The sequence below is a fragment of the Paenibacillus cisolokensis genome (genome assembly GCF_018403665.1).
GTDB lineage: Bacteria > Bacillota > Bacilli > Paenibacillales > Paenibacillaceae > Paenibacillus_AH > Paenibacillus_AH cisolokensis.
Window position 1 is genome coordinate 22,194 of the sequence record NZ_BOVJ01000155.1, and the last position, 10,879, is coordinate 33,072.

Annotated in this window: 8 protein-coding genes and 1 pseudogene; all 9 read left to right on the plus strand. The window is 64.2% G+C overall.

What is annotated here, in order from left to right; genetic code table 11:
* Window positions 1-83 precede the first annotated feature (83 nt).
* Complete coding sequence (locus PACILC2_RS19885) at window positions 84-1,355, plus strand: amidohydrolase family protein (protein ID WP_213530359.1); 1,272 nt, start codon at window positions 84-86, stop codon at window positions 1,353-1,355.
* 22 nt (window positions 1,356-1,377) lie between these two features.
* Window positions 1,378-3,429 (plus strand): YyaL domain-containing protein, encoded by a 2,052-nt coding sequence (locus PACILC2_RS19890; RefSeq protein WP_213530361.1) that lies wholly within the window; start codon window positions 1,378-1,380, stop codon window positions 3,427-3,429.
* A gap of 71 nt (window positions 3,430-3,500) precedes the next feature.
* The gene (locus tag PACILC2_RS19895) at window positions 3,501-4,955 is read left to right on the plus strand and encodes a sedoheptulokinase (protein ID WP_213530363.1); all 1,455 of its coding nucleotides are present in this window, start codon (window positions 3,501-3,503) and stop codon (window positions 4,953-4,955) included.
* Window positions 4,952-5,623, plus strand: coding sequence for an aspartate/glutamate racemase family protein (locus PACILC2_RS19900; protein WP_213530370.1), 672 nt, complete (start codon window positions 4,952-4,954; stop codon window positions 5,621-5,623). The genes PACILC2_RS19895 and PACILC2_RS19900 overlap by 4 nt, the downstream gene beginning before the upstream one ends.
* 69 nt (window positions 5,624-5,692) lie before the next feature.
* Entirely contained in the window at window positions 5,693-6,619 is a 927-nt protein-coding gene (locus PACILC2_RS19905; protein ID WP_213530372.1) for a class II fructose-bisphosphate aldolase, read from the plus strand.
* A gap of 42 nt (window positions 6,620-6,661) precedes the next feature.
* A pseudogene (locus PACILC2_RS27320) lies at window positions 6,662-7,713 on the plus strand (glycoside hydrolase family 38 N-terminal domain-containing protein); the annotation flags it as partial.
* Between the two features lie 45 nt (window positions 7,714-7,758).
* Entirely contained in the window at window positions 7,759-9,081 is a 1,323-nt protein-coding gene (locus PACILC2_RS27325; RefSeq protein ID WP_372447184.1) for a glycoside hydrolase family 38 C-terminal domain-containing protein, read from the plus strand.
* Window positions 9,078-9,710 carry a D-sedoheptulose-7-phosphate isomerase gene (locus tag PACILC2_RS19915; RefSeq protein ID WP_213530376.1) on the plus strand — a complete coding sequence of 211 codons (633 nt, stop codon included), beginning with the start codon at window positions 9,078-9,080 and terminating at the stop codon, window positions 9,708-9,710. The genes PACILC2_RS27325 and PACILC2_RS19915 overlap by 4 nt, the downstream gene beginning before the upstream one ends.
* Window positions 9,707-10,714 carry an ROK family protein gene (locus PACILC2_RS19920; RefSeq protein WP_213530378.1) on the plus strand — a complete coding sequence of 336 codons (1,008 nt, stop codon included), beginning with the start codon at window positions 9,707-9,709 and terminating at the stop codon, window positions 10,712-10,714. The genes PACILC2_RS19915 and PACILC2_RS19920 overlap by 4 nt, the downstream gene beginning before the upstream one ends.
* The last annotated feature ends 165 nt before the right edge of the window (window positions 10,715-10,879 follow it).

The window sequence follows — 10,879 nt, forward strand, 5'->3', positions numbered from 1 at the left end:
TACTTTGACAAAAAAAGAGAGAGGGCGGCTGCTTCTCGCGCCAGAAGCAGTCGCGAATTTTTTCGAGTGGGAGGAGCAAACCGATGAGCAGCTTGCACGATTACATCGCATCGATCCGGATTATCGACGGACACGAGCATTTGGCCACACCGAAGCTGCGGCGCCAAGACAAGACCGGTCTGTTCGGCCTGCTGCATTATTTGGAATCCGATTTGATCGCCGCCGGGATGGAACGGAACGCGTTGAAGCGCCCGGGCATCGGCGAGGAGGAGAAAGCGGCGGTCTTTTTGAAATATTGGGAAAGAACGAAAAATACGACTTACGCGCGCATGTTCCGGACCGCGATGGAAGATTTGTACGGTATGAAGGACTGGAGCGTGAACGGGCTGCTCGAGCTGCACGGCAAGGTGCTGGAGGCATCGGCCGACCCGGAGAAGCTGTACCGCCGCGTGCTGGTGGAGAAATCGGGCATCGATGTCGCCTTTACGCTCATTTATACGACGGATATGGGAACGCCGCTATTGCGGCCGGTCATGTTTATGGATTTTACGTACCATTTGCGAAAACGGAACGATATCGCCGCCGTCGAGCGGGAAGCGGGAATTGCGGTTCATACGCTGCGCCGTTACGTGGACGCCGTGGACGCGGTATTTGACCGGTATGTCCGCGAAGGGATGGTCGCCACCAAGCTCGGACACGCCTATTGGCGCACGCTCGCCTGCGGCAAGCCCGACGAAGCCGAGGCGGAACGGGTGTTCAACCGGCTGATGCGCGACAGCCTGAACGAAGGCGTGTCGCAGCCCGAGGCTCAGCCGCTGCAGGACTATTTGATCCATCATGTCATCCGCCGTTCCGTCGAGGCCGGCATGCCGATTCAAATTCATACCGGCCATCACGAGACGAGCGTATCGGGCAACGGCAATACGATTACGAATTCGCGGGTGACGGACCTGCTGCCGCTGCTGCATGAATATGCCGAAGCGAAGTTTGTGCTGCTTCATGCCGGGTACCCGTATATGGATGAATATATGAGCGTCGCCAAAAATTTTCCGAACGTCTATGCGGATATGACATGGCTGTACATTATTTCGCCTACCGTGGCCAAGCGGGCGCTGCATCAGCTGTTCGAGATGGTGCCGCAAACGAAGCTGCAGGCGTTCGGCGGCGATTACAATTATGTGGAAGGAACGTACGCCCATCAGAAGCTGGCGCGCAAGCTTGTCGGCGAAGTGCTCGCGGAGAAGGTCGCGGACGGGGCGCTCGACGAAGCGGAAGCGGCGGAGCTGGCGGAGCGGATATTCCGCCGCAATCTGATCGAGCTGTACGGCTTGCGCGAGGAAACGGGATGCCAATGACGCGGATGAGCGAGGGGGGAGTATGATGGAGTGGCGTACGATCGCGCGTGCGGAGGGGGCGAAGGAAGGCGCCGAGCTGCGGCTGTTCCCGGAAGGAGGAGCTTCCGGATCGTATGCGCTTCGCGTCTCGTCGTTGCTGGCCGCGGAGAAAGAAGGCGGCGCGCGGGAGACTGTGGCGATAGACGGCGTAGAAGGCATGCCGGGCGGTTTCCGCGCGAAGGGCGCATCGGCATCGTTCGGGGCGGAGCAGGAGTGGCGCTTCGTCCGGGACGGCTGCGCGTACGCGGAAGTCACGATGCGGATCGCCTACACCGGCGGCGAACCGGCGGCGTACAGCTTGCGGTTCGCGGCGGAGCTGACCGGGCCCGGCCGGCCGTACTGGATGATTCCCGGCGCGTTCTACAAGGAGAATCGCTTCGAGCATAACGCCCGCCAATACCCGCGTTACGATTACAGGGGCGGGGATGCGCAGCGGATGGTGTCGGATTATTGGTCGTTCCGAGCCGACCGCGCCGCGCTGCCGGCGGTGTTCGCCTGGAACGACGGCATATGCGGCGCGATCGCGGTCGACGAGACGTCGCCGCTCGGCCTGAACGGCCTCGGGTTCCGCGGCAACGAATCGGGCACGACGATCTGGGTCGACTTCCCGTACCGCGAGGAGCCCGTAACGTTCGTCGGCGAGCCGGTTCCCGCACCTGCCGACGTGAAGGTTTACCGTTTCGCGCCGGGCGAGACGGTGTCGATCCGCTTCCGGGTATACGCGGCGCACGGCGATCCGCACGCTTACGATCCGTTCGTGCGGCAGCTGTACAAGCTGCATTGCGCCGAGCACGAGCTGCGGCCGTGGATGGGGCTGGAGGAAGCGGCGGAACTGACCGCCCACGGTCTTTACACGTGGCATTATCGGCCGGAGGAAGCGTTGCTGTACGAGACGGCGGCGTTCGACCGGGAACTGAACAACAATGTCCGGCAGTTGGGCGACCGGTCTCATATGCATGTCGGCTGGGTGAGCGGCGCGCCGTATGCGGGCGCGTTGCTCCGCTACGGACGTGAGCGCGGCCGCGGCGATTATGTGCAGGCAGGTACGGCCGTGCTGGACAAGATCGCTTCCGGGATTGCCCCGTGCGGCGCCTTCTGGGCTTCGTGGATCCAGGGCAAAGGCTGGACTTGCGGCTGGAATCCGAAGCCGACCTGGCTGCAGGCGCGAACGCTGGCGGAGGCGACGCTGTTCATGATCCGGGCGCTGGCCGACGAGCGGAAGCGGGGCTGCGACCATCCGGACTGGGAGCGCGCGGCGCTGTCCAATTTGCGCTTTGCGGTGAAGGTTCAGCGGGAAGACGGCTGCTTCGGCTCCTACTATCACTGCGAAACCGGCGAGGTGGAGGAATGGGACGGCGCAGGCGGCATTCTCTGGATCGCCGCGCTGCTGGAAGGCGCCGTCTGCTTCGGGGAAGCGGCGTTCCGGGAGGCGGCCGTCCGCGCCGGGCGCTACTATACGAAGTTTGTGCGCGACGAATGGATTTACGGCGCGCCGGAAGACGTCCATCTGACGCCGACGTCCGAGGACGGTTACAACGCCGTCGTCGCGTACGTGCTGTTGTACGAAGCGGACGGGCGGGACGAATGGCTGCGGCTCGCGCGCAGCGCGGCCGACTGGACGATGACGTTCCGCTGGACGTACAATTTGCAGTTTCCGCGCCATTCGCTGCTCGCGCAGTACGACTTTCGTTCGCGCGGCGCGGACCAGGCGTCGCCGTCGAACCAGCATCTGCACAATTACGGGCTGTTCTGCGTGCCGGAGATGCTGCGGCTGTGGACGTATACCGGCGACGACTATTATTTGGACCGGACGCGGGATCATATCGCGTGCTTCCTGCAATTTATCGCCAGGGAAGACGGCGATTTCAACGCTTACAAAGGGATGGTGACGGAACGGTTTTACAATACGAACTGTTTCCAGCCCAAAGGGATGATGCTGACGCTGTCCCATGCCTGGTGCGTCGGGCTTGTGCTGTACGCCGCCCAGGAAGCGGCGGCTTACGCCGATGCGCTCAAGATCGACGAATGGTTGTAACGGCTTGCAACAACTTGCGCCGGAAAAGACTTATCCGGCGACCTGCAACTGTTGGAAAGGGGAGAGAAGCGATGATGCTGGCCGGCATCGACATCGGCACGACCTCGATATGCTGCACGATAGGAGATCCCGCGACCGGCAGGGAGATCGTCACGTTGCGCTCGGCCAACGATGCGTCCATCCCGTCCGACCGGCCGTGGGAGCGGCTGCAGGACCCGGAGCGCATCGTCGCCGAAGCGATGCGGCTGCTTGCGGCGTGCACGGAACGGTTGAAAGGCGGGGGCGTTGCCTTGTCCGCCATCGGCATATCATGCCAAATGCACGGCATCGTCTACACGGACCGCAGCGGAATGGCATGCAGTCCGCTCTATACGTGGCAGGACGGACGGGCGGCGCTTGCGGCCGATAGCGGCGGCGGGGCGACATACGCCGAGCGGCTGGCGGAGGCGTCCGGCTATTCGGTCGCGCCGGGCTACGGCCTGGCGACGCATTACGTCAACGTCCTGCGCGGCGAGGTGCCGCCGGATGCCGCATCGATCTGTACGATCGGCGATTATTTGGCGATGCGGCTGTGCGGTCTTGCCGCCCCGCTGACCGATCCGTCGAACGCCGCCGGTCTCGGCCTGTTCGCGCTGGAGCGGCTCGACTTCGACCGCCAGGCGGTGCGCCGGGCGGGCCTGGACGACGCGCTGCTGCCGCGGGTGGCGGGCGAACGGCAGGCGGTCGTCGGCCGGACGCCGGAAGGAACGCCGGTCGTCTGCGCCATCGGCGACAACCAGGCGAGCTTTCTCGGCGCCGTTCCCGCGCTTGGCGGAACGCTGCTCGTCAACGTCGGCACGGGAGCGCAATTGTCCGCGTATGCGGAGCGGCCGCAGGCGAATGCGCCGCTCGAAGCGCGGCCGTTCCCCGGCGGCGGATATTTGCTCGTCGGCGCGTCGCTTGGCGGCGGCAAAAGCTACGCGCTGCTGGAACGGTTTTTCCGCGGCGTATGCGCCGCCTTCTGCAGCGGGCCGGAGGCGGAAGCCGGGAGCCGGTCCGCAGGGGAAGAGGCGGAGGAGGGACGATTGTACGAACGGATGAACCGGCTTGCCGGGGAAGCATTGGAGCGGGAAGCCGCGGACGGGCCGCCGGGGGGACGGCTTGCCGTCGGCACGCAGTTTTTCGGGACGAGGCTGCATCCCGATAAAACCGGATATATCGCGGGGCTGACCGAGCATAACTTCAATCCCGGCGACTTGACACTCGGCGTGCTGCGGGGCATCCTCGACGAGCTGGCGCGTTTCGTCTCCCTTCTGCCGAAGCCGGTGCGCGAAGGCATTGCCGTCGTCGCCGGATCGGGCAACGGCTTGCGCCGGAATCCGGTTCTGCGGCGGCTTGCGGAGCAGCGCTTCGGCATGCCGCTTCATTTTGCCGCGGCGGCCGAAGAAGCGGCGTGGGGAGCGGCGATCTACGCCGGCGTCGGGGCGGGATTGTTCCGCAGCGCGGAGGAGGCGCTATCGACGATGCAAAGGAGCGAAAACGGATGAAACGAAAGCTTGCCATTATCCATACGACGCCGGTGACGGTCGAGCCGCTCAAGACGCTTGCGCTGGAGCTGATGCCGGATCTGGAGCTGTTCAATCTGGTGGACGATTCGATATTGCCGGAGCTGATCGGCAACGGCGGCCGGATCGAAGCGGTTGAAGAACGGTGGCGGCAGTACGCGCTTATCGCCGAGAAGCAGGGGGCGGACTGCATACTGAACGCCTGCTCGTCGATCGGCGGGCTCGTCGCCCGCGTTCAGCCGGACGTCGGCGTGCCGATCGTCCGCATTGACGAAGCGATGGCCGAAGAAGCGGTCCGCTCGGGCGGCGTAATCGGCGTGGCGGCGACGCTCGAGACGACGCTGAAGCCGACGGCCGATCTGCTGCGGCAGCAGGCGGAGCGGATCGGCGTTACGCCGTCGATCCGGCCGATGCTTGTCGCTTCCGCTTACCGCAAGCTGGCGGCAGGCGACCGCGACGGGCACGACGAGGACCTTGCCGCCGCGCTGCGGGAGCTGGCCGCTGTGACAGACCGGGTCGTGCTGGCGCAGGCGTCGATGGCCCGCGTGCTGGAACGGCTTGCGCCGGAGGAACGCGGACGGTTTCTGACAAGTCCGCGCCTCGGAATGGAAGCGGTCAAGCGCAAGCTGTACGGAGAGCGCGGCGAATAACCGGCGCTCCGAGAAGCGAAGGCGCGCCGGACGTACGGCGCGATCAAGAGAGAAAGGGAGAGGGAAGAGATGGCCGTACGAAAACCCGATAATGTCGTGACATTAAAACAGGCGCTGGTTGTGGCGGAAACGAATCGTTATGCGACCGGTTCGTTCTCGCCGCGCTACACGCCGATGATTGCGGCGGTGCTGGAGGCCGGCCAGCGGACGGCTTCACCGCTTATCGTGCAAATTTCCCACAAGGAGCTGATTCGTTACGGCATCACGCCGGGCGAATTCGCCGAAACGTTCTACCGCGAAATCCGCGACCGCCGCATTACGGTGCCGGTCGTGCTTCATCTCGACCATACGAAGGAACTCGGGACGATTCGCGACGCGATCGCCGCAGGCTTTACGTCGGTCATGATCGACGCGTCGGAGAAGCCGTTCGCGGAGAACGTGGCGATCAGCCGCGAAGCGGCCGAATACGCCCATGCGCACGGCGTATCCGTGGAAGCCGAGCTCGGCATGATCGGCACGACGGATTTCGTGGAGACCGACAAGGACGAGGAGCTGTTCACCGATCCGCGGGAGGCGGCGGAGTTCGTCCGCCTGACCGGCGTCGATGCGCTTGCCGTCTCCTGCGGCACCGCGCACGGCGTCTATCTGGTGAAGCGCCCGCGCATCGATTACGAACGGCTTGCCGCCATTCGCGCGCTGACGCCGGTTCATCTCGTCCTGCACGGCGGTTCGGGCGTCCCGGAGGAGATGATGCGCAAGGCGTTCGAGCTGCCCGGCGGCGGCGTCAGCAAGGTGAATATCGCCACCGATCTGGAGCTGGCGCTGCTCGGCGCGCTCGGCCGCGAAGAGCGGATGACGAATGCGGAATGCAAGGCGCTGGACCCGGCTTCGCTCGAAGCCGGACGGGCTGCGGTCGCGCGGACGGTCGAAGAGAAGATAACCCGTTTCGTATGCAGCGCGGGCAAGGCGGCTTGCTTCGCGCAGGGTCAGGCGTGAGAAGGAGGAGAGTGCGGGTATATGAAGGACAAAAAGCTGTATATGATCGGCAACGCCCATCTGGACCCTGTCTGGCTGTGGCAATGGCAGGAAGGCTTTCAGGAGGCGAAGGCGACGTTCCGCTCCGCGCTGGACCGGATGAAGGAATCGGAAGACTTCATCTTCACCTCTAGCTCGGCGGCGATGTACGAATGGATTGAAAACAACGACCCGGCCATGTTCGAGGAAATCCGCCAGCGCGTGCGGGAAGGCCGGTGGCATATCGTCGGCGGCTGGTGGATTCAGCCGGACTGCAACATTCCCGGCGGCGAATCGTTCGTGCGTCAAGGGCTGTACGGCCAGCGGTATTTCAAGGAAAAGCTCGGCGTCACCGCCAAGGTCGGATACAACGTCGACAGCTTCGGGCACCACGGCATGCTGCCGCAAATATTGAAAAAAGCGGCATGGATTATTACGTTTTCATGCGTCCGATGCCGAACGAGAAGGGACTGCCGGGACGGCTGTTCTGGTGGGAATCCGACGACGGCTCGCGGGTGCTCGCCTTCCGCATCCTGTTCGAGTATCTGTCCTGGGGCAAGGAGCTGGACGATCATGTCCGGCGGACGTTCGGCGAGTTTCGCGAGCCGCTGAACGATCTGATGCTGTTCTATGGGGTCGGCAATCACGGCGGCGGACCGACGAAAGAAAATATCGCAAGCATCTACCGTCTGAACGGCGATCCGGACATGCCGCAGCTTGTGTTCGCCACTCCCGACCGCTATTTTCGCGACATGGAACAGAAGGGCATCGACTTCCCGGTCGTTCATGACGATCTGCAGCATCATGCGAGCGGCTGCTATGCGGCCCACTCCGGCGTCAAGCAGTGGAACCGGATGGCGGAAAACCGGCTCATCGCCGCCGAGAAATTTTCCGCGCTGGCCAGCTGGCTGACCGGGCAGCCGTATCCGCAGGAGTTCGACCGCGCGTGGAAAAACGTGCTGTTCAACCAGTTTCACGATATTTTGGCCGGCACGAGCCTGGAGCCTGCGTACCAGGACGCGCAATATTTGTACGGGGAAGCGATGGCGATCGCCGACCGTTCGCTCAATTACGCCGTCCAGTCGCTGTCGTGGAGCATCGGCATCGAGCAGGACGAGCGGATGAAGCCGATCGTCGTTTTCAATCCGCATGCCTGGAACAGCCGCGTCAACGTCGAGCTGGAGGTCGGCGGCATCCGGCCGGAGACGTCGCTCGTTGACAACGAAGGCCGTCCCGTTCCGTTCCAGACGGTGCAGTCGCTGGCGGCCGCGAACGGCAGATACCGGCTCAGCTTTATGGCCGATCTGCCGCCGCTCGGCTATCGGGTTTACAAGCTGATAACCGGCGCTAGCGCAGCCCGGCCGGCCGGCGAGCCGATCAAGGCGGGCGACACCTATATGGAAAACGGGCGGTACCGGCTTGAATTCGATCCCGACACCGGCTGGATCCGCAGTCTGCGCGACAAGAAGCTGGACCACGAGGTGTTCAAGGGACCGGCCGCGCGCCCCGATGTGATCGAGGATCGGTCGGATACGTGGAGCCACGACGTGCGCTATTTCGACAAGGTGCTGGATACGTTCAAGGCGGTCAGCGTGCGCCGCATCGAGCACGGTCCGGTCAAATCGGTGATCCGGGTCGTCAGCGAATACGGCCGTTCACGTCTCATCCAGGATTTCGCGATGTATCCGGACCGCGATCAGATCGACGTGCGGGTGACGGTCGACTGGCGGGAGACGTTCAAGATGCTCAAGCTCGTGTTTCCGGTCAACGTCATCTTCAGCAAGCAGACGTACGAAATTCCGTACGGCACGATCGAGCGTGAGCATAACGGCGAAGAGGAACCGGGACAAAGCTGGGTCGATATGACCGGAATTATACAGTCGAGCAACAAAGTATACGGGCTTAGCCTGATGAACGACGCGAAATACAGCTACAGCATCCGCAACCGCGAGCTGGCGCTGACGGTGCTGCGCAGCCCGATCTACGCGCATCACGTGCCGTATGAGCCGGACCCGGACGGCGAATATTCCTATATCGATCAGGGCATCCAGCGGTTCTCCTATTCGCTGCTGCCGCACGAAGGATCGTGGGAGCGGGCCGGCACGGTGCGGCGCGCCGCCGAACTGAACTGCGGACCGATCGCCGTCATCGAGACTTATCATGAAGGACCGTTGCCGCAGGCTGATTCGTACCTGTCGGTCGATTGCGACAACATCGTCGTCAGCGCGGTCAAACGGGCCGAGGACAACGATGACCTGATTATCCGCTGCTACGAGACGGAACGGAGAGCGACGACGGCGGAGATTCGGCTGCCGAAGTGGAACCGGACGATTCGGGCGGCGTTCGGGCCTTGCGAGATCAAGACGTTCCGCGTTCCCCGGGACGAGCGCGCGCCGGTGCGCGAAACCAATCTGCTGGAATGGGACGAGGAGGAGACGGAATGAGCGCGATCCTGGCGCGGCTGATGGAAAAGTATCCCGATCTGGGCGGCTGCGGCGGCCAGATCGCGGAGGCGTTCGAGGCGCTGCGCCGCACGTTCGCGGGGGGCGGCAAGCTGCTGCTCGCCGGCAACGGCGGCAGCGCCGCCGACTGCGAGCATGTCGTGGGCGAACTGATGAAAGGGTTTATGTCGAAGCGGCCGGTGCCGGCGGAAATGCGGGACAAACTGGCGATGTATGGAGAGGCGGAAGCGGATTACCTGGCAGGTCATCTGCAGGGAGCGCTGCCCGCCATCTCGCTCGTCAGCCAGTCGGCGCTGTCGACGGCGTTCATTAACGATGTGGCGGCGGACATGGTATTCGCCCAGCAAGTGTACGGCTACGGCCGGCCTGGGGACGCGCTGCTCGTATTCAGCACTTCGGGCAATTCGCTCAACGTTGTCCGCGCGGTGCAGGTCGCCAAGGCAGTCGGGCTGACGACGATCGCGATGACGGGAGAAAGCGGCGGAAGGCTCAAGGAGCTGTGCGATATCGCGATCCGGGTGCCCTATACGTCGACGCCCGACATTCAGGAGCGGCATCTGCCCATCTATCACGCGTTATGCATGATGCTGGAGGAGGCGTTTTTCGGATGACGGCGGTGCTTGGCGGATTGGATATCGGCGGCACGAAATGCGCCGCCGTGATCGGAACGGAAACGGACGGCGGAATCGAAATCGCGGACAAGATCGCGTTCCCGACGCCGTCCGGTCCGGAAGCCGCGATAACAAGACTGTGCCGCGAGCTGGAGGAGCTGCTGGCGAGGCACGGCCATCCGCCGCTTGCCGCCGTCGGCATCAGCTGCGGCGGGCCGCTGGACAGCCGGTCCGGGCTCGTCCTGTCGCCGCCCAATCTGCCCGGATGGGACCGCTTCAACGTCGTGGCGCCCGTCCGGGAACGGTTCGGCGTTCCGGTCGGCCTGCAGAACGACGCCAACGCGTGCGCGCTGGCGGAATGGAAGTGGGGGGCGGGCAGAGGAACGCAAAACATGATCTTCCTCACGTTCGGGACCGGCATGGGAGCGGGCCTCATCTTGAACGGGCGGCTGTATGCGGGAGCGAACGACATGGCCGGGGAAGTCGGGCATATGCGGCTTGCCGAGGACGGACCGGAAGGCTACGGCAAGGCCGGCTCGTTCGAAGGGTTTTGCAGCGGCGGCGGGATAGCCAGACTGGCCGCGGCCATGACCGTCGAATGGCTGGCCGCCGGGAAGCGGACGCTGCTTGCCGCGGACCGCGGCGCCGCCGCCGGCATTACGGCGAAGGCGGTCGGCGAAGCGGCACAGGCCGGCGACGAGCTGGCGCTTGCGGTCATGCGTACGGTCGGACGGCAGCTCGGCCGCGGCCTGGCCGTGCTGGTCGACGTGCTCAATCCGGAGCGGATCGTCATCGGCAGCATTTATGCGCGGCAGCGGGAGCTGCTGGAGCCTTTCGTGATGGAGGAGCTGCGGCGCGAAGCGCTGGCCGTCTCGCTGCAGGCTTGCGAGATCGTTCCTGCCGGTCTCGGCGAGCAGGTCGGCGACGCGGCGAGCCTGTCCGTCGCGCGGCTGGCGCTGGAGGGGCGGCAGAAGGAGAGAACGGGCGGGGCTGACAGCGGCTGACTGCCGAAGCCGCCCGCCCGCTCACGCCCCTCTGTGCGGGACTGTAGCGGCGGATGACGCGCGGGGTGCTCGTACGGGACGATACATGAGGGATGACGCGCTTGAGTGACGTACGGGATGGTGCAGGAGAGATGACGCGCCGAGTGACGTGCGGGAAGACACAAG

What these genes read in the sequence shown, in the direction of transcription:
- PACILC2_RS19885 (WP_213530359.1), top strand. Translation starts at nt 84, where the DNA reads ATGAGCAGCTTGCACGATTACATCGCATCGATCCGGATTATCGACGGA.
- PACILC2_RS19890 (WP_213530361.1), top strand. Translation starts at nt 1,378, where the DNA reads ATGATGGAGTGGCGTACGATCGCGCGTGCGGAGGGGGCGAAGGAAGGC.
- PACILC2_RS19895 (WP_213530363.1), top strand. Translation starts at nt 3,501, where the DNA reads ATGATGCTGGCCGGCATCGACATCGGCACGACCTCGATATGCTGCACG.
- PACILC2_RS19900 (WP_213530370.1), top strand. Translation starts at nt 4,952, where the DNA reads ATGAAACGAAAGCTTGCCATTATCCATACGACGCCGGTGACGGTCGAG.
- PACILC2_RS19905 (WP_213530372.1), top strand. Translation starts at nt 5,693, where the DNA reads ATGGCCGTACGAAAACCCGATAATGTCGTGACATTAAAACAGGCGCTG.
- PACILC2_RS27325 (WP_372447184.1), top strand. Translation starts at nt 7,759, where the DNA reads ATGAAGCCGATCGTCGTTTTCAATCCGCATGCCTGGAACAGCCGCGTC.
- PACILC2_RS19915 (WP_213530376.1), top strand. Translation starts at nt 9,078, where the DNA reads ATGAGCGCGATCCTGGCGCGGCTGATGGAAAAGTATCCCGATCTGGGC.
- PACILC2_RS19920 (WP_213530378.1), top strand. Translation starts at nt 9,707, where the DNA reads ATGACGGCGGTGCTTGGCGGATTGGATATCGGCGGCACGAAATGCGCC.